This window comes from Donghicola eburneus, from assembly GCF_900115865.1.
GTDB lineage: Bacteria > Pseudomonadota > Alphaproteobacteria > Rhodobacterales > Rhodobacteraceae > Donghicola > Donghicola eburneus.
In genome coordinates this window covers 47814-70831 of the sequence record NZ_FOXY01000013.1, presented here as the reverse complement: position 1 = coordinate 70831, position 23018 = coordinate 47814, and the positions used below count along the sequence as shown (strand labels likewise).

25 protein-coding genes are annotated in these 23018 nt (G+C 61.9%); 7 read left to right on the top strand and 18 right to left on the bottom strand.

Annotation, left to right across the window (positions count from 1 at the left end; translation table 11 throughout):
• Positions 1-132 precede the first annotated feature (132 nt).
• Positions 133-873 (top strand): rhomboid family intramembrane serine protease, encoded by a 741-nt coding sequence (locus BM225_RS18280; RefSeq protein ID WP_072705585.1) that lies wholly within the window; start codon positions 133-135, stop codon positions 871-873.
• Between the two features lie 58 nt (positions 874-931).
• Here the strand turns inward: BM225_RS18280 and BM225_RS18275 are convergent, their stop codons facing one another.
• On the bottom strand, positions 932-1723 hold the full coding sequence (locus tag BM225_RS18275) for an inositol monophosphatase family protein (protein ID WP_072705583.1): 792 nt from the start codon (positions 1721-1723) through the stop codon (positions 932-934).
• Between the two features lie 71 nt (positions 1724-1794).
• Entirely contained in the window at positions 1795-2700 is a 906-nt protein-coding gene (locus tag BM225_RS18270) for a LysR family transcriptional regulator (protein ID WP_072705580.1), read from the bottom strand.
• A gap of 93 nt (positions 2701-2793) precedes the next feature.
• Here BM225_RS18270 and metF point away from each other — a divergent pair, with 93 nt between their 5' ends.
• Both metF and BM225_RS18260 read left to right on the top strand, forming a co-directional pair.
• Entirely contained in the window at positions 2794-3660 is an 867-nt protein-coding gene (metF, locus tag BM225_RS18265; protein WP_072705578.1) for a methylenetetrahydrofolate reductase [NAD(P)H], read from the top strand.
• Positions 3661-3721: 61 nt separating this feature from the next.
• Entirely contained in the window at positions 3722-4186 is a 465-nt protein-coding gene (locus BM225_RS18260) for a PaaI family thioesterase (protein WP_072705576.1), read from the top strand.
• On the opposite strand, the gene BM225_RS18255 is transcribed toward BM225_RS18260, so the two are convergent.
• The gene (locus BM225_RS18255) at positions 4179-5303 is read right to left on the bottom strand and encodes a DUF2235 domain-containing protein (protein ID WP_083595618.1); all 1125 of its coding nucleotides are present in this window, start codon (positions 5301-5303) and stop codon (positions 4179-4181) included. The two genes, BM225_RS18260 and BM225_RS18255, sit on opposite strands and share 8 nt — an antisense overlap.
• Entirely contained in the window at positions 5284-7581 is a 2298-nt protein-coding gene (locus tag BM225_RS18250) for a xanthine dehydrogenase family protein molybdopterin-binding subunit (RefSeq protein WP_072705612.1), read from the bottom strand. The genes BM225_RS18255 and BM225_RS18250 overlap by 20 nt, the downstream gene beginning before the upstream one ends.
• Before the next feature lie 166 nt (positions 7582-7747).
• Between BM225_RS18250 and BM225_RS18245 the strand changes: the two genes are divergently transcribed.
• The gene (locus tag BM225_RS18245) at positions 7748-8182 is read left to right on the top strand and encodes an Lrp/AsnC family transcriptional regulator (RefSeq protein ID WP_072705572.1); all 435 of its coding nucleotides are present in this window, start codon (positions 7748-7750) and stop codon (positions 8180-8182) included.
• A gap of 263 nt (positions 8183-8445) precedes the next feature.
• Here the strand turns inward: BM225_RS18245 and folD are convergent, their stop codons facing one another.
• The 13 genes from folD to BM225_RS18180 form a co-directional block, all read right to left on the bottom strand.
• Positions 8446-9348 (bottom strand): bifunctional methylenetetrahydrofolate dehydrogenase/methenyltetrahydrofolate cyclohydrolase FolD, encoded by a 903-nt coding sequence (folD, locus tag BM225_RS18240; protein WP_072705570.1) that lies wholly within the window; start codon positions 9346-9348, stop codon positions 8446-8448.
• A 4-nt stretch (positions 9349-9352) separates the two neighbouring features.
• Entirely contained in the window at positions 9353-9667 is a 315-nt protein-coding gene (locus BM225_RS18235) for a chorismate mutase (RefSeq protein WP_072705568.1), read from the bottom strand.
• A gap of 87 nt (positions 9668-9754) precedes the next feature.
• The gene (locus BM225_RS18230) at positions 9755-10354 is read right to left on the bottom strand and encodes an MOSC domain-containing protein (RefSeq protein ID WP_072705566.1); all 600 of its coding nucleotides are present in this window, start codon (positions 10352-10354) and stop codon (positions 9755-9757) included.
• 144 nt (positions 10355-10498) lie between these two features.
• Positions 10499-12415: an ATP-dependent zinc metalloprotease FtsH gene (ftsH, locus tag BM225_RS18225; protein ID WP_072705564.1), complete on the bottom strand. Its 1917-nt coding sequence runs from the start codon at positions 12413-12415 to the stop codon at positions 10499-10501.
• 77 nt (positions 12416-12492) lie between these two features.
• A complete protein-coding gene (gene tilS / locus BM225_RS18220; RefSeq protein WP_072705562.1) occupies positions 12493-13722 on the bottom strand; it encodes a tRNA lysidine(34) synthetase TilS in 1230 nt (409 codons plus the stop codon).
• Positions 13719-14567: a tol-pal system protein YbgF gene (gene ybgF / locus BM225_RS18215; protein WP_072705560.1), complete on the bottom strand. Its 849-nt coding sequence runs from the start codon at positions 14565-14567 to the stop codon at positions 13719-13721. Before ybgF ends, tilS begins: the two co-directional genes overlap by 4 nt.
• A gap of 29 nt (positions 14568-14596) precedes the next feature.
• Positions 14597-15118 (bottom strand): peptidoglycan-associated lipoprotein Pal, encoded by a 522-nt coding sequence (pal, locus tag BM225_RS18210; protein ID WP_072705558.1) that lies wholly within the window; start codon positions 15116-15118, stop codon positions 14597-14599.
• Between the two features lie 64 nt (positions 15119-15182).
• Positions 15183-16514 (bottom strand): Tol-Pal system beta propeller repeat protein TolB, encoded by a 1332-nt coding sequence (gene tolB / locus BM225_RS18205; RefSeq protein WP_072705610.1) that lies wholly within the window; start codon positions 16512-16514, stop codon positions 15183-15185.
• A 47-nt stretch (positions 16515-16561) separates the two neighbouring features.
• Entirely contained in the window at positions 16562-17680 is a 1119-nt protein-coding gene (locus tag BM225_RS18200) for a hypothetical protein (protein ID WP_072705556.1), read from the bottom strand.
• A gap of 9 nt (positions 17681-17689) precedes the next feature.
• Entirely contained in the window at positions 17690-18157 is a 468-nt protein-coding gene (gene tolR, locus BM225_RS18195) for a protein TolR (protein ID WP_072705554.1), read from the bottom strand.
• A 3-nt stretch (positions 18158-18160) separates the two neighbouring features.
• A complete protein-coding gene (gene tolQ / locus BM225_RS18190) occupies positions 18161-18856 on the bottom strand; it encodes a protein TolQ (RefSeq protein WP_072705552.1) in 696 nt (231 codons plus the stop codon).
• A gap of 120 nt (positions 18857-18976) precedes the next feature.
• On the bottom strand, positions 18977-19366 hold the full coding sequence (gene ybgC / locus BM225_RS18185) for a tol-pal system-associated acyl-CoA thioesterase (RefSeq protein ID WP_072705550.1): 390 nt from the start codon (positions 19364-19366) through the stop codon (positions 18977-18979).
• A gap of 82 nt (positions 19367-19448) precedes the next feature.
• Positions 19449-20078: a hypothetical protein gene (locus BM225_RS18180; RefSeq protein ID WP_072705609.1), complete on the bottom strand. Its 630-nt coding sequence runs from the start codon at positions 20076-20078 to the stop codon at positions 19449-19451.
• A 206-nt stretch (positions 20079-20284) separates the two neighbouring features.
• Between BM225_RS18180 and BM225_RS18175 the strand changes: the two genes are divergently transcribed.
• A complete protein-coding gene (locus BM225_RS18175; protein WP_072705548.1) occupies positions 20285-20926 on the top strand; it encodes a hypothetical protein in 642 nt (213 codons plus the stop codon).
• 231 nt (positions 20927-21157) lie between these two features.
• A complete protein-coding gene (locus BM225_RS18170) occupies positions 21158-21781 on the top strand; it encodes a 50S ribosomal protein L25/general stress protein Ctc (protein WP_072705546.1) in 624 nt (207 codons plus the stop codon).
• Between the two features lie 84 nt (positions 21782-21865).
• Here the strand turns inward: BM225_RS18170 and hmuQ are convergent, their stop codons facing one another.
• On the bottom strand, positions 21866-22177 hold the full coding sequence (gene hmuQ / locus BM225_RS18165) for a heme-degrading protein HmuQ (RefSeq protein ID WP_072705544.1): 312 nt from the start codon (positions 22175-22177) through the stop codon (positions 21866-21868).
• A 100-nt stretch (positions 22178-22277) separates the two neighbouring features.
• Between hmuQ and pth the strand changes: the two genes are divergently transcribed.
• Positions 22278-22988, top strand: coding sequence for an aminoacyl-tRNA hydrolase (gene pth, locus BM225_RS18160; RefSeq protein ID WP_072705542.1), 711 nt, complete (start codon positions 22278-22280; stop codon positions 22986-22988).
• The last annotated feature ends 30 nt before the right edge of the window (positions 22989-23018 follow it).

The following is a 23018-nucleotide window of genomic DNA, read 5'->3' as shown; positions in this document are numbered from 1 at the left end:
CGCCTTTTTCGTATGCGCAGGCGGGGGCCAGCCCCCGCACCCCCGGGGTATTTTGGCCAAGATGAAGAGATGAGTAAGGTTAATTCGGGGTGGGCCTTGACCGGAGGGGCTCCGCGCCCGATCTCATAAGATATGTTCCCGATCAGAGACCAGAATCCGTCGAGGCAGGTGCCTTATGTCACTTACGCCTTGATCACGGCGAATGTGCTGGCATTTTTCAGTCATTGGCCGCTTTTGGTCAGCGATGCAGAGCTGCAGCGTGTTTATGTAGAGTATGCGATGTTCCCAGTGCTGATTGTGCATGGCGAACATCTGTACACGCTGTTCACTTCGATGTTCATGCATGGCAGCTTCATGCATATCGCTGGGAATATGCTATTTCTCTATATCTTTGGCGACAACATGGAAGAGCAGTTCGGCAGGGGCCGGTATCTGCTGTTCTATCTGGCCTCGGGTCTGGTTGCAGCCGTGTTTCAGATTGCTGCTGAACCATTCAGCTCTGTCCCGATGGTCGGAGCCTCGGGCGCAATCGCAGGCGTAATGGGCGGCTACCTCCTGCTGTTTCCAAAGGCGCGCGTCGATATTCTGCTAATCCTGATCATCATCTGGCGCGTCGTCACTGTGCCCGCGTGGCTGATGCTGGGCTTGTGGTTTGCGTTCCAGCTGTTTGGCGGACTGGGAACGCCGACCGACGAAGGCGGGGTCGCCTATTGGGCCCACATCGGCGGGTTCGTCGCCGGGATTGCGCTGACGTGGCCGTTGTGGCGGCGCAAAGGCGGTCGCCGTTTCTGGGATCGGCAGATCGGGTTGCGCAGCATTCAGCGCGACTATACGTGGCACCGGACGCAGGTGCCTCGGGTCCGGCGTAGGTAGAAACGCAAAAGACCGCTCCAGCAAGGAGCGGCCTTTGAAAATCGGTGATGCGCGGCGATCAGACTTCGCGGATGATCTTGGCGAAGCGGTCGTAGACGTCGGGGTTCGCAACCAGAATTTCGCCGTCTTCCAGCGGATCGCGGCCTTCACGGATCGGGCCGACCATGCCGCCCGCTTCGGAGACCAGCAGCATGCCTGCCGCAAAATCCCACGAGTGCATCTCACGCTCCCAGTAGCCCTCGTAGCGGCCAGCGGCCACGTAAGCCAGATCGAGCGAGGCAGCGCCCCAACGGCGGACGCCAGCGCATTCGGGCATCAGGCGCGACAAGTCGCGGATGGTTGCGGGGAGAGTGCGCTTGGTGCCCCACGGAACGCCAGTCGCAAAGACCGAGTCGACGATCTGGTGGCGGCCCGATACACGCAAACGCTTCTGGTCGTTCAGCCAGCAGCCCGCGCCCTTTTCGGCAAAGAACATCTCGTCCTTGGCAGGGTCAAAGACCACGGCCGATACGATCTGGCCCTTGTGCTCCAGCGCGATCGACACAGCCCAGTGGGGCATGCCGTGAAGGTAGTTGGTGGTGCCGTCCAGCGGATCGACGATCCAGCGACGGGTGGGGTCTTCGCCCTTCACTTCGCCGGTTTCCTCGCCGAGGTACCCATAGGTCGGACGGGCACCCAGCAGCTCTTCGCGCAGGATGTGCTCTGCAGCCAGGTCGGCGCGGCTTACGAAGTCGCCCGCGCCCTTGCGCGAGACCTGAAGGTTTTCGACTTCGCGGAAGTCCTTGACCAGCGAACGGCCCGCCTTGCGTGCCGCCTTGATCATGATGTTCAGATTTGCGCTGCCCTGCATCCAACCGGCTCCTTTGTCTCAAGGCGCCCGTTTACGCATTCAAACCCCGTTTGCCAAGGGCTGTTTCCCGTTCAAACCGCTTGCAGCTTGTGCGCCTCTTCTTCGGCCAGACGCAGCAGATCAACCATATAGGGTTTCTGACGATCCTCTTCGCGCAGAGCGGCATAGAGGCGGCGCGTGATCCCGTTCTTGGTCAGTGGGCGCGTGACATAGTCACTATTATACTTCACCTCGCGAACCACCCAGTCAGGAAGAACAGCGACACCACGGTTCGAGGCGACCAAGAGCAGAATCACCGCGGTCAGTTCGGCCTGACGCACAGCAGCTGGCTCGACCTTGGCGGGGGTCAGCAACTGGTTGAAAATGTCCAAACGCGCGCGCTCCACCGGATAGGTGATCAGCGTCTCGCCACGGAAATCTGTTGCGTCGATATAGGGTTTCTTGGCCAGCGGGTTGTCTTTGGAAGCCACAAAGATCGGGTGATAGTCGAAAAGCGGCTCGAAAATCACATCACGCAGGTCTTCGGGGTCCGAAGATACAACCACATCCACCTCTTCCTTTTGCAAGGCGGGCAGCGCGTCAAAGGCCAGGCCGGGGCGGATATCGACGTCAACATCGGGCCAGAGCTTGCGGAACTGTTCCAGCACCGGAAAGAGCCACTCAAAACATGCATGGCATTCAATTGCGATGTGCAGACGCCCGGATTTACCGGACCGCAACCCCATAAACTCCTCTTGAATCGCTTCGACCTCGGGCAAGATGCGGTTTGCCGCGCGCAGCAGACGCATGCCAGCTGCCGACAATTTCATAGGCTTGGACTTGCGCACAAACAGCTCGACGCCGCACTGCTCTTCCAACCCCTTGATTTGGTGAGACAAAGCAGATTGCGTGATGTTCAGGATATCCGCCGCACGGGCCAAACCGCCCGCCTCGTGAATAGCTTTGATGCTGCGCAAATGGCGGAACTCTATGTGCATCTTGGAGTTTGGCTCATGTTGATGTTGAAGATAATGAGTTTGTCTCACACCGACGTTTGTGAGACAAGAGCGACATAACAAAGGAGCTTATCCATGACCGCACCGCGTATTTCGTTCGAATTCTTCCCGCCCCAGTCGCTGGAAGCATCGTTCCGTCTCTGGGATACTGTGCAGGTGCTGGCTCCCATGGAACCCCGTTTTGTTTCCGTGACTTATGGCGCTGGCGGCACCACCCGTGACCTGACCCACGAGGCTGTGACCACCCTGCACAAAACCACAGGTCTGCCCGTAGCGGCTCACCTCACTTGCGTCAACGCCACCCGCGAAGAGACTCTGAACATTGCCAACAGCTATGCAGAGGCCGGCATCAACCAGATCGTCGCCCTGCGCGGCGACCCGCCCAAGGGAACCGGCGGCTTCAAGGCACACCCCGAGGGCTTTGCCGACAGCTGCGAGCTGATCAGCGCGCTGGCCGACACCGGCAAGTTTACCCTTCGTGTGGGCGCCTACCCCGAGAAGCATCCCGAGGCGACCGACCACAAAGCGGACGTCGAGTGGCTGAAGCGTAAACTGGACGCCGGTGCGTCTGAAGCGCTGACCCAGTTCTTCTTCGAAGCAGAGACCTTCTTGCGCTTCCGTGACGCCTGCGCCGATGCGGGCATCACCGCACCGATCATCCCCGGCATCCTGCCAATCGAAAACTGGAAGGGCGTCAAGAAATTCTCGGCCGCGTGCGGCACCTCGATCCCCGCATGGTTGGACGAAGCGTTCGACAAGGCGATCCGCGACGACCGTCAGGACCTGCTGGCCACCGCGCTGTGCACCGAACTTTGTGACGAACTGCTCCAAGAGGGTGTCGAAGACCTGCACTTCTACACGCTGAACCGTCCTGAACTGACCCGCGACGTGTGCCATGCCATCGGCGTCACACCTCAGGTCAAACTGCAGAACGTTGCCTGATCCAAACAATCGGGGCATGTTGCACACGCAGCATGCCCCTTTTTCGTGACCAGCAGGAATTATGACCAAACACGCAATGCCCAATGATGTCCCGCTCAGCCCAGAGCGTTCGGGGCTCGAAAACCTTGTGCGGATTATCAATGGCGAGTCGCCTGCCCCAGCGATCTGGGCCGTGATGGGACACCGAATGATCCATGCAGCGCACGGCACGGTCACGCTCCGCGGCATCCCCGGTCCGGATCACACCAATCTGGTCGGCACCACACACGGCGGGTGGTACGCGACGCTGCTGGACAGCGCCCTTGGCGGCGCTGTGAACAGCACCGGCAAAGCCGGAGAGCATTCCCTGACATTGGAACTCAAGGTCAACATCATCCGCCCGATTCCCGTCGGAATGGAAGTCGAAGCCGTGGGCGAGGTTGATCACGCAGGCCGCCGCACCGGCGTTGCCCATGCGCGCATCACAGGGGTCGAGGATGGCAAGCTCTACGCCACCGCGTCGACCACGATGCTTACGATCAGCTAATCACGATATCCTTGGGCGGGATCGCTTCTGACGCCAAGGTCGGCGGGGGCACAACTGCCGACCGCGCGGCCTGATCGCTGGCCCAGACATGATCGTCATACCGGCCATGAACCGTCTCGTGCAGCGACTCAGAGATATCTGCGCCCACGGTCCGTGCCTTGCGCGCTAAAAACACTTTGCCCAGCCCGCGCCACGTTCCCATGTTCGGCGCCCTAGGGTCCGTGGGAAAGCGATAGCGCCAGTTCGGCGGTAATGTCAGGCCACAGTCTTCGGCCTTTTCCAGCATCCAGACGAGCGGAATATTCGACAAGGGCCGCGCCTCTAGGAAGCCGTCCAATTGCCCGCCCACATCCCCGTGGGTGCCGCGGAACCACACTTGCTCTACATGGGTGGGGCAATCATCCGTCGTCTCCCACATCACTGGCGAGAACCCGACGCGCGTCTCATCCAGCGCCAACGCCTGATAGCCGTGGCGGATCGACGGCCCCAGCAGATGGTTGTGGAATTTGTATTTCCGGTCCGCCGCCGCCGCGAAAAAGGGCAGACGATTCCCCAGCGCTTTGACCGTGTCCCAAACGCCGACCATGTCGATGGGGACCTCGTCGTGACACACGCGGCTCAGGAACGCGCGATCCGTATCATGCACGCCGCGCTGATACATGCGGTAGATGTTGCGCACATTGCGCACCGTGGCCTCTGGTCCGCGCAGCAGGCCGACACTGTCAATGACCCCCGCTAGTGAGCGGACTGCATAGGCCCCCCGCGAGTACCCAAACAAAAAGATCCGATCGCCGGGATGGTAGCGCGAGGCCAGATAACCATAAGCTCGCCGGATCTGGCGGTTCAGCCCCCGGCCCTGCATCACGTCGTTCCAACTGCGCCAATCCTGCAGCTGGATGCCCGCTTCGTAATACAGCGACACAGGCATCCCGACCTCGTGCAGCAGGCGGTAAGTCAGGCCAGCATTCGTCTCCATCCCCAAGGTGAGGCGGGACATGGTACCGTCGAGAATAATAACATGAGTGACCGGCTGGCGGGTGTATTGCCGCGCCGTGTGGATTTCCTTGGGGCGGGCGCGAAGCCAACCCAGAATCGTATCACTCAGCCGCCACTGCATGGCTCTTCAACAGCTCCCACATTTTCAGAGGGGTGAACGGCATGTCGACCCGCGTGATCCCTCTGCTCCAAACGGCGTCCTGCACCGCGTTCCCTACAGCAGCCAGTGCACCAACCGTGCCAGCTTCGCCGCAGCCCTTCATTCCCATCACATTTGCCGTGCTGGGAACGGGCTCTGACGTGAACGATACCCAAGGACAATCGACTGCCCGCGGCATCGCGTAATCCATAAAGGTCGCGGTCAAGAGCTGGCCCGTATCATCATACACCACATGCTCGGAAATGGCTTGGCCAATCCCTTGGGCGACCCCGCCATGGACCTGCCCCTCGGCCAGCAAGGGGTTGATGAGGTTGCCGAAATCATCAACCACGGTATAGCGGTCCACGGTCACGACGCCTGTGTCAGGGTCAATCTCGACCTCTGCAATATGCGCGCCGTTGGGATAGGACCGACCGGGCAGCTTGGCCCGCGCCTCGTGGGTCAGCAGATCGTCACGCCCCGCATCCCGCGCCATCTGCGCAGCCTCCAGCATGGTGGGGGCGGTGTTCGACCCCTCGATCCGGAAGCGTTCGTCGTCAAAGCTGACATCGTCCGCTGGCACACCCTCGGCATCCGCCAGAAATGCCGCGAAGGCTTCGATCATCTTGGCCGTCGTTGCCAAAGTCGCGGTGTTCTGGGTAGTCACAGAGCGGGACCCGCCCGTACCGCCGCCCCGCGCAATCAAGTCACTGTCGCCTTGGATCACAGAGATCTGCTCGACCGGAATGCCGGTCTGGTCGCTCAGGAACTGGGCATAGACGGTCTCGTGCCCCTGCCCGTTCGATTGCGTGCCCACATAGATCGACACGGTGCCATCGTTGTGGAATTCGACCTTAGCCCCTTCGGACGGATCGCCCAAAATGCTTTCGATGTAATAGCACAGGCCCATGCCACGCAGACGCCCCTGCGCCGCACTCGCGTCCTTACGAGCGGCAAAACCTTTTAGGTCCGCCTCGGCCTCTGCCCGATCCAGAACGCGATTGAAGTCCCCCACGTCGTACAACTCCCCGGTCGCCGATTTATAGGGAAAGGCATCCACGGGGATAAAGTTCCGCCGCCGCAGCTCGATCGGGTCCACGTCCAGCATCCGCGCTGCGTGATCCATGCAGCGTTCCAGCGCATAGATCGCCTCGGGGCGGCCTGCGCCGCGATAGGCGTCCACCTGCACCGTGTTGGTGTAATAGCCACGCGACCGCAGATACGTGGTCTGCACATCGTAAGTGCCGGTCAGCACCTTCGCGAACAAACCCGCCTGAATCGCCTGCCCATTCTCCGAATTATAGGCCCCAAGATTGCAGCGCGTGTCCACGCGGTAGCCCACCATTTTCAGGTCCGCGTCAAAGGCCATCTCGCAGCACGACACCAGATCGCGCCCGCCATTGTCCGACAGCATCGACTCCGTCCGCTCGGCGAACCATTTCACCGGCTGGCCCAGAACCCGCGCTGCCTGCGCCACCGCGAAATATTCGGGATAGCCCATGGCCTTCATGCCGAAACCGCCCCCCACATCGGGGTTGGTGACGCGAATCTGCTCGGGCTCCAAACCCATCGCCTTGGCTAGATCGCCCTTCATCGCCCACACGCCCTGCCCGTTAAAGGCAAAGTGCAAGCGGCTGCCGTCCCACTCGGCGAAACAGCCGCGCGGCTCCATCGAGTTTACGATGATCCGGTTGTCCTCGATCTCCAGCGACACCACATGAGCGGCTTCGGCGAACACTGCTTCCGTCGCAGCCTCGTCCCCCATGTCCCAATCAAAGGCACAGTTGTCCGGCGCTTCGGGATGCACGACAGGCCCGCCCGCGTCATAATCCAGCTTCGCGGGCAGCTCTTCGTAATCCAGTTCGATCAACTCGACCGCATCCTTGGCCGCTTGCGCTGTCTCAGCGACGACCAGCGCCACAGGCTCCCCGACGAATCGCAATACATCCCGCGCCAGCATGGGACGCTCTGGTGCCGCAGCCTTGCTGCCATCGTGGTTCGTCAGAACCATACCGCGCATGGCCACATTCATGCCCGCCGCGATCAGATCCTCGCAGGTCAACACACACAGCACGCCCTCCGCCTCGCGGGCTGCTGATACGTCCAGCGTTGTGATCCGCCCATGCGCCACCGGAGAGCGTAAAAACACCCCGACACCTGCGCCGTCGGGAACGATATCATCGACATAACGCCCCCCGCCGGTCAGAAAACGGATGTCCTCGCGGCGCGTCACCGGCTGGCTCTTGCCGAACTTCTCCATGCTGTCCTCCATAGCGGTCTTTCTTCCGACAGTAGTCGGCCTATCCAACAAGTCCAGCCACCATCATCCATTCGCGCCAGACTGTCAGGCATTCATCACCTTGCCGAAATGCAAAGTCATATCGTATGATTCGGCAAAGCAATTTGCCCAAGGACCGGTTCAGACCATGCAACTTGACGCAACAGACCTCGCCCTGATCGCAGCCCTGTCGGAAAATGCCCGCATGAGCGTATCGACCATCGCCCGCCGCATCGGCCTTGCGCGGACGACCGTTCAGGCCCGTCTCGAACGTCTGGAAAAATCCGGCGTGATCGAGGGCTACTCGATCCGCCTCGGCGCGGGCGCCCGCCCCGCCATCAGCGGCACGCTTTTGGTCTGCACAGATCCTCACGAAACCTCGGCCATCGTAGGACGCATCAAATCCCTGCCAGAGGTCAAGGCCATCCACAGCGCCTCGGGCCGCTATGATCTGGTGATCGAGGTTGCCACAGACGACACCGCCACTTTGGACCGCACCCTCGAATGGATCGGCAGCGCCCGCGGCGTCAAAGAGATCGAGAGCCTGATCCACCTCGCCACCAAGCTCGAACGCCGCACCTGACCCCTGCTGCTTCGGAGCCTGCCCTCGCACGCAGGACCAAGAGACGGGCAAAGGGCTCCGGCGCAAGGCAAATCGCGGAGGCTCCGCGCGGCACGCGGGGATACCGCTATTTTCCTTGAGACGGAGGCCGCCGCCTGTCACGCCAGTCCATGCGCGCGGGCAGGCTTCGTAGCTGCTTTGGTGAGGTCCCGAGCACCCCACAAACAAAAAAGCGCGCGGTCCAGCGGACCGCGCACCTTTGAATTCGCCAAACCTGAACCAGCTTACGCGGTCAGACCCTGAGGCTCCGCCAGACCGTTCGCACGGCAGCACGCGGTCACAGTGTTGGCCAACAGACACGCAATGGTCATGGGGCCGACACCACCCGGAACAGGGGTGATCGCGCCCGCAACGGCCGCAGCGCTCTCGAAATGCACGTCGCCCACCAGACGGGTCTTGCCCTCGCCCTTTTCGGGGGCGTCGATGCGGTTGATGCCCACGTCGATCACGGTCGCACCTTCTTTGATCCAGTCGCCAGGCACCATCTCGGGACGGCCAACAGCGGCAACCACAATATCCGCGCGGCGGACCACATCGGCCAGATCCTTCGTGCGGCTATGCGCGATGGTAACAGTGCAGCTATCGCCAAGCAGCAGTTGCGCCATCGGCTTGCCCACGATGTTCGAGCGGCCAATCACGACCGCGTCCATTCCCGACAGCGACCCGTGATGATCACGCAGCATCATGAGGCAGCCCAGCGGCGTGCAAGGCACCATCGCCTTCTGACCGGTGCCCAACAGACCCACGTTCGAGATATGGAAGCCGTCCACGTCTTTGGCCGGATCAATCGAGTTGATCACCAGATCGCTGTCCAGATGATCGGGCAGCGGCAGCTGCACCAGAATACCGTGAACCGCAGGATCATTGTTCAGCTGATCAATCAGCGCCAGCAGATCCGCCTCGGATGTGGCGGCATCAAGCTTGTGCTCGTAGCTGTTCATGCCCGCTTCGATGGTCTGCTTGCCCTTGGAGCGGACATAGACTTGCGACGCGGGGTCCTCACCCACCAGAACCACCGCCAGACCGGGGGTGATGCCGTGCTCTTCTTTCAGGCGGCTGACATGGCCTGCCACCTTTTCGCGTACCGTGGCCGCAAAGGCCTTGCCGTCGATGATCTTCGCGGTCATCTGGTTACTCCTTGTGGGTCCCGAGAACCCGTTCCTCGCGATCGATCGACCAGTCGATGATCTTGCGCCAGAGGCTCTCAGTCAAATCGGGGTCAAGCCCCTGCGAATCCGCCTTATTGCGCACGTTAGCGACAACTTGCTCGACTCGGTCGCGAATACGGGCGGGTAAACCTGCGTCCGGTTTCAACTGGATGGCACGGTCGATATAGGTCGCGCGCTCAACCAATAGCGTCACAAGCTGGGTGTCCAGATCATCTATCTGGGCACGCAAGGTAGGCATGTCGGGGCATTCGGTAGGGGCGCGGCGCGTCCTGTCCATCCTGTCATATCTCCTGCGGGCGAGTGTTGCGCCCGCAGGTAATCGGTTCTGCACCTCAGAACAAGTGCCGGATCGGCCCTAACCGCTTTATTCCGCCCGCGCGGCGTCCAGATGCTGCCAAACAGGCTGGTCGGGGATGTGCAGGCGCAAGGTATCGCCCACCTTCAGCGCGCCAGGACGTTCGACCCAAGCGGTCACACCGCGGCGGTTCAGAGCGGCAGCTTTGAAGGCTCTGCCTTTGCCGGGCGCCTCTTCTTCGATGACCTTGGCGGGTAGATGGCAGGGGCGGTTTTCCATGTCGATGACGATGGTTGCCCCGCTCTCGGCCTGCAGGCGCGACGACGGCGGCACATGAGTGAAATCGGGAATGCCCTCGATCACGATGCTGATGCCTGCCCACGCGGGGTTGAACGCATCAACGCCCATCTCGGCAGCGATTTCAGCCAATTCCTCGGCCGACAGAATCGTCAACTGCCGGACGTTGGCGATCTCGGTGCCCTTGGGGTGCTGGGATCGAACGCGCGTGCAAGAAGGCCGCGTTTCGCCCCCGTGAGATTCGGTTGCAACGCCAGCCCATGTCAGGTCCATCTGCTCTAGCGGCTCGGAGGCCAGCGATGCGTCGCGGTCTAGCACGTGCCCCAGCCAAGTGATCTTTGCGCTAAAGGATGTGGGCTTCAGGGCGGGCATGGTGTGTCCTTTCGTCCTTCGAGACTGTGTGCCCCTTCGGGATAGTGAGTATTTTCTGCAAAAAGAAGCGGGGAATTGTGTTCCGGCCACCAGAGGCCGGAAAAGCAAAACGCCCCGCGATTGGGCGGGGCGTTTGATATGGCGTTATGCCGAAGGTTCGGGTTCCGGTGTGTCCCCCGACGGCTTGTTCTTGCCGCGGGTTTTGGGGATCGCCGTGATGCTGCTGGAGCCCGCGTCATCCTCGTCATCCTGACCCGACGCTTGGGGCGGCTCGCCGCGCATGACGCGCTTGATCTCTTCGCCGGTCAAGGTCTCGTACTCGAGCAGACCCTTGGCCAGACGCTCCCACTCTTCGTTCTTTTCGGTGAGGATCTGGTAGGCGCGCTCGTATCCGCGTTGGATGATGCCGCGCACTTCCTCTTCGATCAGTTCTTTGGTGTGGGCCGAGACAGACAGGCCTGCGGTGTTACCAGAGTAGCCTTCGTGGGCTTCGGAATAGTCGATGTTGCCGACCTTGTCCGACATGCCCCAGCGCAGGACCATGGCACGGGCCAGAGCAGACGCCTGCTGGATGTCGCCAGCCGGACCGTTCGAGACCATGTCTTCGCCGTACTTGATGATCTCGGCGGCTTTGCCCGCCATGGTCATCGCCAGCTTTTCCTCGCATTCCGACTTGTGCCAGTTCAGGCGGTCGATTTCGGGCAGGCTCACCACCATACCCAAGGCACCACCGCGCGGGATGATCGTGGCTTTGTAGACCGGATCACACTGGGGCAGTTCCAGACCGACCACGGCGTGACCAGCCTCGTGGTAGGCGGTCTTTTCCTTTTGATCGGCGGTCAGGACCATGCTGCGGCGCTCTGCGCCCATCATGACCTTGTCCTTGGCGTTTTCGAAATCTTCCATTGTGATGAAACGACGCCCGATACGTGCAGCCATCAGCGCGGCCTCGTTCACGAGGTTCGCTAGATCCGCACCTGAGAAACCGGGCGTGCCGCGCGCGATGATGCGCAGGTCAACGTCGGGGCCCAGCGGGGTCTTGCGCGCGTGAACGCCCAGAATCTTTTCGCGGCCTTTGATGTCGGGGTTCGGCACGGTGACCTGACGGTCAAAGCGGCCCGGACGCAGCAGTGCGGGGTCCAGAACGTCGCGGCGGTTGGTGGCCGCGATGATGATCACGCCCTCGTTCGCCTCGAAGCCGTCCATTTCGACCAGCAGCTGGTTCAGGGTCTGCTCACGCTCGTCGTTGCCGCCGCCGATGCCAACACCACGGGCACGGCCCACAGCGTCGATTTCGTCGATGAACACGATACAGGGCGCGTTCTTTTTCGCCTGTTCGAACATGTCACGGACGCGGCTTGCGCCCACACCCACGAACATTTCCACAAAGTCAGAGCCCGAGATGGTGAAGAAGGGTACCCCCGCCTCACCCGCGATCGAGCGGGCCAGCAGCGTTTTACCAGTACCCGGAGGGCCCACCAGCAGCGCCCCTTTGGGGATCTTACCGCCAAGGCGGCTGAACTTCTGCGGGTTGCGCAGGAATTCCACGATCTCTTCCAGCTCTTCTTTGGCCTCGTCGATGCCTGCCACGTCGTCAAAGGTGACGCGGCCATGCTTCTCGGTCAGCAGCTTGGCCTTGGACTTGCCAAAGCCCATAGCGCCGCCACGGCCACCGCCGCCACCCTGCATCCGGTTCATAAAGAAAATCCAGACGCCGATCAGCAGCAGGAACGGCAGCAGGGACACGAGGAAGGTCTGAAGACCGCTCTGTTCCTGACTCCGTGCCTCGAACGGAATGTTGTTGTCGACCAGGGTCTGGGTGATCTGAGCGTCACCGGGTTTGATCGTCTGATAGTCCCGACCATCGCTGCCTTGGAAGCGGATGGTTTCCCCATCCAGCGTCACACGGGCGACATTGCCGTTGTCCACAGACTGCACAAACTCCGAATAGCTGACGGTCTGGCTCTGCATCGAGGTGCCACTGCCACTGAACAGATTGAACAGGGCAAGGACCAGCAGAAACAGCACGACCCAGAATGCGATGCTACGCGCGTTTTGCAAAAGTCATCTCCTTGAAGTCCAAAGCCAGAGACGCGCCCTGACCTTTTCACATCAAAATAGAGAGTCAGAAGCGAGGTTCAATGCGATAAGATGCTTTGAGTGAAATCATCTGCCCCGATTTCACGATGAATCTGCCATCCGCAGGGCCAACCGGCCATTGGCGCGGCGATCAATCGATCGTTTTTCCATACCGCTGGCTCTGCGATCAGGGCAGCGTAGGGGCGCGTGTCGGGGCGCCCGTCGGGCAGTTGGCGCATGCCCTCGGGGCCCAAAGCGCGGATTTCGGCGGGTTCCGTACCTTCCGGCGGGATGGCTTGCCACACCCCGTCCCACAAGGCTGGAGGCGTGGCTGTGATGTCGCGCACGGCGTTGTATTCACGGAAAATCGCGATAGTGCCCTTGCGCGGGCGCAGGGCACATCCGGCCAAGGTCGTGGGCTGATCGTCCCGCAGATTCGCGATCGCCCCTTCGACGGCATCGGAGCGCGGCGCATAGGGCGCGGGCGCGATCCAGCGCAACGCCGCCAATATCAGCCGACGCGAAATTTCTGTCGGGGCGGCCCACAGGGGCTCTGCCTGTAATTCCAGCACGCCGCCATCAACTGTGGCAATTTGCGCAGCCAAATCCGATGTAATTTCTTCTAAAGCGTCCCGCACTTGCTGCTGGTGCAGGGCCACCTGCGCCAAAACGTCGGCTCCGATCCCCAATTCTGTCAGCAGCGGCATCGCCTTGCGCATTTTCACACGGGTGAAGCGTTCGTTCTCGTTGGACGGATCATCGACCCAAGGCACTCCGCTATCCGTCAGCCAGTCACGGATCTCCTGACGTGGGCAATCCAGCATCGGACGCCACCAGTGGCCCCAATAAGATTCGCGCCACTCGGGCATCGCCGACAGACCATCCACGCCCGACGCCCGCGACAGCCGCATCAGCACCGTCTCGGCCTGATCGTCCTGTGTATGCCCCAAGGCAACCACGGGAATCTCGCGCTCCGCCGCCCACGCACCGATCAACCGCTGCCGCGCACGGCGGGCGGCGTCCTGCAAGTTCCCCTGCCCGCTCCAGTCGGTCCATTCCAGAATGTCGTGGGACAGCCCCAAGAGCCGAGCGGCCTCTGCCACGCCCTCGGCCTCGGCCCGCGACTCAGGGCGCAGGCCATGGTCGACGGTCACGATCTGCGGTTTCAGACCCGCCGCCACCGCAGCCCGCATCAACCCCACAGAATCAGAGCCCCCCGACACCGCAATGCCGAGGGGCTGTGGCGCGGCCCGAAGCCGCGCAATGACGTTACGAAGCGCCTCGCTCACGAGCAGCCCAGATCGCCCATCGCCGTGCTGGCATCGGACACCGCCGGATCACCGGGGAAACGGACACTGACCTCGGACAAGGTCACGCACGCCTCGTTCAACTGGCCAAGCTGCCCCAGAGCCGATCCCAGTCCGGTCAAGGCTTCGGCAGCGCCGGGCCCTTCGGGATCGGTGGAGAACGCCTGCAGATAAGCGCGCGCGCTTTCGCGGGTGTCAGCCTGCTGCTTCAGCGCCTTGGCGCGGCCCAGATGGGCCGTCGCGGTCAAAGGGCTCCCGGGATACGCCTCGATGAACGCAGCGAAATCCGCCGCCGCCTCGTCAAAGCGCCCTTCGGTCAGGGCCAGTTGCGCACGGTCGAAATCCGCTTGCTCGCTGACAGCCAGTTCGGTGCCAGCGGACTCGGACCCGCCCGTCGCAGGCTGGATCGGAGAGACCGGCATAGCCGCCCCCGTCTCTGCCCCGCCCAAACGCGGCATATCCTCAAGGGTCGAGATATCGCAGCTGGCTTCCAGCTCGCACAAACGGAAGTTCAGATCGTTCACGCGGTTGGTGCCCGCGGTGACGACAGTCTCGATCCGGTGGCCCAACTCCTCGATCCGGTTGGTCAGACGGGTCATTTCGGATTCGATGGCGTCCACACGGGTCAGCACCGATCCGCCCTGCACCGATCCACCGGGCGCGCCTGTGGTGGACAGCTCGCGCTTCAGGCGCTGGATATCCACATTCAGCACAGACAGCTGCTGGCGCAAATCCGCCAGTGTTGCCTCGTCCGCCTGCTGCGCCCAAACAGGCGCACCAGCCAGAACTGTCCCGATCATCAGCGCACCCAAGGTCTGCCGGATCATCCCAAACTCCTTTTAAACGCGGTCACAAATCAGCTGGAAAAGGCACTGCCCGAAATCACGGTCACAGCGCGGCGGTTCTGCGAATAGCAGTCCTCGCTCGAGCAGACAGCGATGGGGCGCTCCTTGCCATACGACACAGTTTCCAGACGGGTCGCGGGCACACCCTGCGAGATCAGGAAATCACGCACAGCGGTCGCACGGCGCGCACCCAGCGCGATGTTGTACTCGCGCGTGCCCTGCTCGTCCGCGTGACCTTCGATCACAGCCTTGTAATCGCTATTGGTCAGCAGCCACTGGGCCTGCTTGTACAGGGTTTCCTGCGCGGTTGCGGTCAGCGACGACTGGTCCACAAGGAACAGCACACGGTCACCAACGGCCTGCTGGAAATACGCGGGGCTCGACGGATCGCCATAGGCACCGTTTGCGCCTGCGCCATAGCCTGCGCCCGCACCAGCGCCCCCGTCCGCGCCAAAACGGTCCGCACCGGTTTTGGAACACGCCGAGAGGCCAAGGGCCGCAACGAGAACTGCGATTGTGCCAAGAGTTTTCATGATTTAGGTTCCTGCTCTTTCAATTTTTGAGCTTTATAACACAAGGCTTGCGCCCAAGATACGGTTACCGCTGTAACGGAGACCACGCGGGGTCCGATCCGCCTGCGGGAATGCTGACACGCTTCAGATTGCGGCCCGAGATATCGACCGAGTACAGCGCTGCGGCACCATTCTCGCCCTGCGTTTCGCGGGTGAACATGATCACGCGGCCATTGGGCGACCAAGTCGGGCCTTCGTCCAGGAACGACGCGGTCAGCAGACGCTCTTCGCTGCCATCCACGCGCATCACGCCGATGTGGAAGCGGCCTTTGTTCTGCTTGGTGAACGCGATCATATCCCCACGGGGCGACCACACGGGCGTGCCATAACGACCATCGCCAAAGCTGATGCGGGTCGGCTCGCCGCCGCTCGCGGACATAATGTACAGCTGCTGGCTGCCCGAGCGGTCACTCTCGAACACGATCTTGCTGCCATCGGGGCTAAAGCTCGGCGCAGTCTCGATCGAGGGCGCACTGGTCAAACGGCCCCGTTGGCCCGAAGCAAGGTTCAGCGAATACAGGTCGGTATTGCCGCCCTCGGTCACAGAATACACCACGGTGTTGCCATCAGGGCCGAAACGGGGGGCAAAGCTCATGGTGCCGGGCTGATCGGCCAGCGGGCGACGGGTCGCACTGCCCACGTCCATCACGTAGATGCGGGGGAAGCCGCTTTCGTAGCTGGTGTATAGCACGCGATCCCCCGTGGGCGAAAAGCGCGGCGCCAGCACGATGCTGCTGCTGTCGGTCAGGTAGTTCACGTTCGCGCCGTCGTAATCCATGATCGCCAGACGTTTCTGACGCTGGGCTTTGGGGCCCTGCTCGGACACGAACACAACGCGGCTGTCGAAATACGGGCCTTCGCCGGTGATACGGCTATAGACCTGATCGGCAACCTTGTGGGCCATGCGGCGCCAGCCATCGGTGGTGCCCGCGAATTGCAGGCCCTCGCCCATCTCGCCGTTGCTAAACACGTCATGCAGACGGAATTTCACGATCAGACGGCCGCTCGCATCCGTGGACACCGCCCCCGTCACCAGCGCCTGTGCGTTCACGGCCTTCCAGTCGGCATACTGCACGGGGGCCGAGAAATTGCTGATGGTGCTGATATGCGCCTCGCGGGGGATCTCGCGGAACAGGCCCGTGCCCACCAGATCGGCGGCGATCACGCGGGTCAGCTGCGCGGCCATATCCTGCGCACCAGCGGTTTCCGCCACGAATTGCGGGACCGCGATCGGCATCGGTTCGATCACACCCTGGGTAATATCAATCCGGAGCGGCCCGCCCTGCGCAAAAACAGGCGCAGCGGTGCCAGCGACCAGAGCAAGTGCCAGAGCGAGGGCGTGTGCAAAGGGTTTCATCATTACTCCATCCTCACGTTCGGTGAGTCTCTGTTCCTTGGTTGACCCTAACGCAATCTCATCTGCGAAGGGTCAAAAGTCATTTCGATCTGTTTCCACTGCTCGTATTTTTCCGAGGGCAGCGGATATCCTTGGCGTTGGCAGCGCAAAATGGCGCGGCGTGCGGCCTGATAGGCAGTCTCGACGGCGGGGCCTTCGCCCCCTGACGCGGACACAAGGTTGATACTGCCCTGATCCACCGTTCCGTCGGGGTTCATGTTCATGCCGACCACGACCGTCACGTTTGCCGCTTGCGATCCCACGTCCACAACCCAGCACTGCTGGACCGACACGCGCAGACCTTCACGCTCTCCGGCGCTCAGGGGCGGGGCGGCACTGCGACTTGGCGCAGGCTCGCTGGTCGCGCCACCCAAAGCTTCGGCCAACGCGCCCTCGAGCGCACCGGCCAGCGGATCGGCAGCCGGTTCCGGCTCTTCTGCCGGCGTCTCGGCGGGCGGCTCTTCCTCTGCCGGCGCCTCGGCCTCGGCGGTCTCGACCGGTGGCGGCGTCGGACGGTTCGGGCGCATCATCGGACGCAAGGACCGCTCCATCGACGAGGCAGGCTCCTCGGCTTCGGTCACGATCTCTGTCGTTGCGGCCTCCGGTGCGGCGGCTTGCTGTTCCTCTTGCACAGGGGCCTCTGCGGGCACCTCGGCATCTGCTGCCTCTTGGCGTTCGGGCGCAACCTCGACATCCTCGGGCGGGGCCTCGACCGGCTCGGGCGCCACGCGGGGCGCCTCTTCGGGCGTCGGCGTATCGCTCGGCGGCGCGTCGGGCGCCTCTGCCGCGACCTCGGGGATCACGGGCTCCGGCTCCGGCGCGGGGGCCGGTTCGGGTTCAGGCTCCGGTTCCGGCTCGGGCTGCGGCGGCGTCACAGGCAGTTCGGGCGGGCGCAGCGCCTGATCCAACTCCTGAGGCGTGTCGGCCTCTGTCGGCTGGGGCACGACCTCTTCGGCATCCTCGGCGGTCTGCGGCGCAGTCAGCGCGGCAAACTCCTCGGCCGAAATCAGCGAGACGTCGGTGGCGTTCTCAATGGGCAAAGGCTCCGAGTTGAAGGCCCCCCCAAAGATCGCCCACAGCAGCAGCACCGTGTGCCCTGCGCCAGAGATATAGGTGCCGGTCTTCACCGTTCGCCCCTAGTTCCCAGACCCTGTCAGGCGCGCCCCGCCAGTATCGGTCACCAGACCAATATCGGGGAAGCCCCCCGCACTCAGCGCACCCATCACTGTCATCACATCCGAATACGGGACGTTGCCATCGGCCCGCAAAAACACTTTGGTCGTCGCCCGCTCTGCGCCAATGGCCTGCAGACGGCTGACCAGATCTTCCATCGCCACATCGGTGGTCATAATCATCACGCGGCCATCGCCGGTCATGGTCACGGTCAGCGGCTCTTCCTGATCAGACGACAGCGCGCCCGCAGCCGATTTCGGCAGCTCCACGGGGACACCCACGGTCATCAGCGGCGCCGCGACCATAAAGATGATCAAGAGCACCAGCATCACGTCCACAAAAGGCGTGATGTTGATCTCGGCCATCGGCTGCGCCCGACTGCGGCGACGGCCGCCGGACGCTCTCTCTCGTTTCATGACACCCGCGCCCATGGATCAGCTATCCAGCTGGCGCGACAGGATGGTCGAGAATTCGTCGGCAAACGCCTCGTACCCGCCCAAAATCTTGTCCGAAATGGTGCTGAGCTGGTTGTAGAACACAACCGCCGGGATCGCGGCCAGCAGACCCAACGCGGTCGCCAGCAGCGCCTCGGCGATACCGGGTGCCACAACCGCAAGCGAGGTGTTCTGCTGCTCTGCAATCTCGATAAAAGAGTTCATGATGCCGACCACGGTGCCGAACAGACCCACGAACGGGGTCACCGACCCGATGGTCGCCAGATAGCCCAGCTGCCCCTGCAGATCATCCGCCTCGCGGGTGATGGCCACGTTCATGCTGCGTTCAATGCGCGCTTGGGCGTTGGGGATCAGATGACCTTCGGCGTCATGGCTGCGGCGCCACTCTGTCATCGCGGCCGCAAAAATCCGTTCCTGTCGTCCCTCGGGGTCCGGCCCCAGATTGTCGAACAATTCGTCCAAGGGCTCGCCCGACCAGAACGCATCGTCAAAGGCCGCGGATTCGCGCTTGGCCTTCCGGTACACGATGTACTTCTGGATGATAATCGACCACGCCCACACAGAGGCGGCGATCAATAGGATCATTACGATTTTAACGACGAATGTCGCGCGTGCAAAAAGGGCCCAGAAGGAGAAATCAATCTCCTGCGCCACTGCGAGGGTCGTTGCGTCCATATGCCTGCTCTTGCCTTCAGATCCGCACTTTTCAATGCGCGGTTAGTGTCGCAGCAAAATACAGCGTTTTGGAGAGGCTTGCCAACACAAGCGCGTCAACAAGCCGTAATAGTGCCTTTTTTAGTGCAGAAGCAGGCGAATACTCGCCGGAAGCCGCGCCGGATGGCCCGTTTCGGACAGCGCGACCACGGTCACCTGTGCGGCAAATAACACTTCCTCGCCGCGCTTGACCTCTTGGTGCAGAATAATGCGAGCGCCCGTGACCGCCTCAAGGGTCGTTTCGACCACCAAATCGTCATCGAAACGTGCAGGTGACAGGTAATCGGCCTCAACACGCCGCACCGCAAAAACGATTCCCTCTGATTCCTTCAGGGCCTTCTGGTCCACACCCAGCCCGCGCACCCACTCGGTCCGCGCCCGTTCAATGAATTTCAGATAGTTGGCATAGTAAACAATACCCGCCAGATCGGTGTCTTCGTAATAGACCCGCAAGGAAAACCGGTGCGTCATAAAAGTGCCTCTTGCTAAACACGGCCGACCCTAAGGCCGCCCCTCCGCACGAGCAACCCACAACACCCGCTTACACCCCGCGTCAGTCCGGCGCGTACATCGCCACCCGCGCCGACAAGCGCAGGGCGTGGCTTGGGTCCTGCGCCATCGCGGGCATCACAGGATCATAGGCCGCCTTGATCAGCCCCGCGAAATCGGGCCGCAGGATCGTATGATCCCCCGCCACAGCCAAGGGGCTGCGATCCCGAAACGCCTCGTCCGACCACAGCAGCATGGTCTGCACGATCTGGCTCAACGCCAAAGTCTCCGCAGGCACCTTGGACAGCTCCTTGTCCATCCGAAGGAACACAAAGGCCGCACGGATCGCCCCGTCCTTGTCAAACCGGAAGAACCGGTACTGGTTGGCATCCGCCGCTTCCAGCCGCCCGACCAGTGGCCCCAGATCCGGCACCAGCTGCTCCATGTGCGGCACCTCGGTCAGCTCTTTCCACTCGCGGAAAAAGAACACCATCAGGTTCGAGCCCAGCTCGGGATCGGTTTCCGCCAGCTGATGCCCCGCCAGCGCGACGACAGCCTCCAGAGCGCCCTTGACCACCTGCAATGTCGCCTCTTCGACCCCGAACACCACCGGTGCAATCGGGCGGCCCCAGCGGGCAAACAGATACTCACCACTGCTGCGGGTAAAAAGAGCTTCGACCTCTTCAGGCGCCATGGCATCCTCCAAACACATTCCTTCTTCAGCAATACGCGACCCCCACCCGAATTTCCAGCGACCCAGCACCCTCTTTCTTGGCCCAAATACCCATCGGGCCGCAGGCCCAGCGCGCGGCACGCGCGCAACACAGCCCCTCCAACCGGTCAGACAGCTTGACAAGTCGCTGCTCCCGCAGACAACCATAGGAAAACACGGATGAATTGATGCTGGTCTTTCTCAAACACAATCTGGTTTTCTTCGCCGTCCCAAAGACCGGCACAACCTCTTACCAAGCCGCCCTCAAGGGCAAGGCCGACATCATCATGCGCGGCGCCCCTGCGGTGAAACACCTGAACATGCGCAAGTACGAGCGCAGCTTCGGCCCCTTCCTGCAAAAGGCGTTCAACCTCGTGCCCGAACGGATGGCCGTCATGCGCGAACCGCTCGACCTGATGCGCAGCTGGTACAAATACCGCTCGCGGCTCAAAGCCGACGATAAAAACTCGACCGCCAATATGAGTTTCGAGCAGTTCATCGAACTCTCACTCCAGTTCAAACCGCCTTCGGTTGCCGCCGTCGGCACCCAGATGAACTTCCTCGCGGGTAAATCCGGCAAGAACGGCATGCATCATCTCTTTGCGATCGAGCACGCAGAACTCTTGGACGAATTTCTGGCCAACATCTTCGAAGAGCCGATGAAAATCCCGCGCAAGAACGTCTCGCCCAAGGCCCCCACCCCCATTTCGGACGAACTGGCCCTGCGCTTCCGCGAGGAACGCGCCGATGAATACGCGCTCTATGACGCGCTCATCGCATCGGGCGGTTATCTGAGCACCCCCCAAGAGGACACCGAATCGGCCGCCTGACCTGCGGCCCGAAACAGCCTCTACCCCCGGCAAAACAGGGGATTTTCCAGTATCTCCGGCCTGTTTTGCGCGCATACGCTCTTTCCCTATCCGGTAAATTCGACTATACGCCCGCGAACGGATCGTCCCGCAGCCCACCAGCGCGGGACGCTTCGTTTTTGGGCCGGCGCGAACCGGCATTGACCGGGCATACACCCTTGGAGGATGCCCACAATTTTTGGAGATTAAATCATGGCACGTGAAGTCCTTGATTTCGAAGCACAAGTGCGCACGGGGACAGGCAAGGGGGCCGCTCGTCAAGCTCGTCGCGAGAACCTCGTTCCTGGTATTGTTTACGGCGGTGGCGTTGACCCCCAGCCGATCAACATCCCCTACAACAAGCTGATCAAAGCGCTGAAGAACGGCCGCTTCCTGTCGCAGCTGTGGAACCTGAAGGTCGAAGGCCAAGAAGACGTGCGCGTCATCTGCCGCAACGTCCAGCGTGATGTTGTCAAAGACCTGCCGACCCACGTTGACTTCATGCGTCTGCGCCGCACTTCGCGTGTGAACCTCTTCATCCACGTTGAGTTCATCAACGACGAAGAGTGCCCCGGCCTGAAAAAAGGCGGCGTTCTGACCGTTGTACGTCCCGACGTAGAGCTGATGGTCACCGCAGGCGACATCCCCGAGAAGCTGGTTGTTGACCTGGCAGGCCGCCAGATCGGCGACGTGATCCACATCTCGGACATCACCCTGCCCGAGGGCACTCGCCCCACCATCACCGATCGTGATTTCGTGATCGCGAACATCTCGGCGCCCGCGGGCCTCGTTGGTGGCGATGACGACGAAGAAGAAGCAGAAGGCGGCGAAGAGTAATCTTCCCCCTCTGATCCTATCGGATACGGAAAACGGAGCCTTCGGGCTCCGTTTTTTGTTGTCTAGCGGTCCATGGTCTGGGGATCAGGCGACCGACTGGACGGTCTCGAAAATCTCCAGCTCGGGCGGCCCCATATACATGTCCTTGTTGCTGCCCGCCCCCTTGTGGGCCATGCGGAACGCCTCGGACTTGGTCCACGCCACGAACGACGCCTCATCTGCCCACGCGGTGTGCGAGGCATACAGGACATAGTCCTCGGCCTCTGGCCCCTTCATCAGGTGGAACGCTTTGAATCCGGGAACGGTGTTCAGATGGCTGTCGCGACTGCGCCAGACCTCTTCGAACGCCTCTTCGGATCCCTTTTTGACTTTGAACCGGTTCATCGTGAGGTACATCAGCCTCTCCTTTACGTCTTTGTCATTGCGGCAAGGGTGGCGAAGGCTGCCCTGAGTTGGCATATATGCCATCGCAGCCCATCAGCAAGGAAGGTTCCAGATGCTCCTCTTCGTCGGTCTTGGAAATCCCGGTGCGAAATACGCAGGCAACCGGCACAATATCGGCTTCATGGCACTGGAGCAGATCGCCGCCGACCACGGCTTCCCCCCGTGGAAGTCCCGCTTCAACGGCCAGATCACCGAGGGCCGCTTTGGCTCTGACCGCGCGATCCTGCTCAAGCCCGAGACCTTCATGAACCTGTCCGGCCAGTCCGTGGGCGAGGCGATGCGCTACTACAAGCTAGAGCCGCAGGACGTCATCGTCTTTCACGACGAGCTCGACCTTGCCCCCGGCAAACTGCGCGTCAAACAGGGCGGCGGCCACGCGGGCCACAACGGTCTGCGCTCGATCCACCAGCACATCGGGGCCGAGTATGGCCGCGTTCGCCTGGGCATCGGCCACCCCGGTCACAAGGACAAAGTTGCATCCTATGTGCTGAACGACTTCGCCAAGGCCGAACAGGGCTGGCTCGACGACATGATGCGCGGCATCTCGGACGGGGCGCCTGCCCTTGCCCGCGGCGATAACGCCAAATTCCAGAACGCGGTCGCCCTGCGCGTGAACCCGCCCCGCAATGGCAGCACCGGCGGCGATCCGTCGAAAAAGCCCAAGGCCAAGCCAGAACCCAAGCCCGCAGCTGCGCCCGAACCGCAGGCCCCAGCCGAAGACACGCGCACGCCCTTGCAAAAGCTGGCCGACAAGTTCCGCTAGGACTGGTCAGCCGCCCGCGCTGGGCTATCC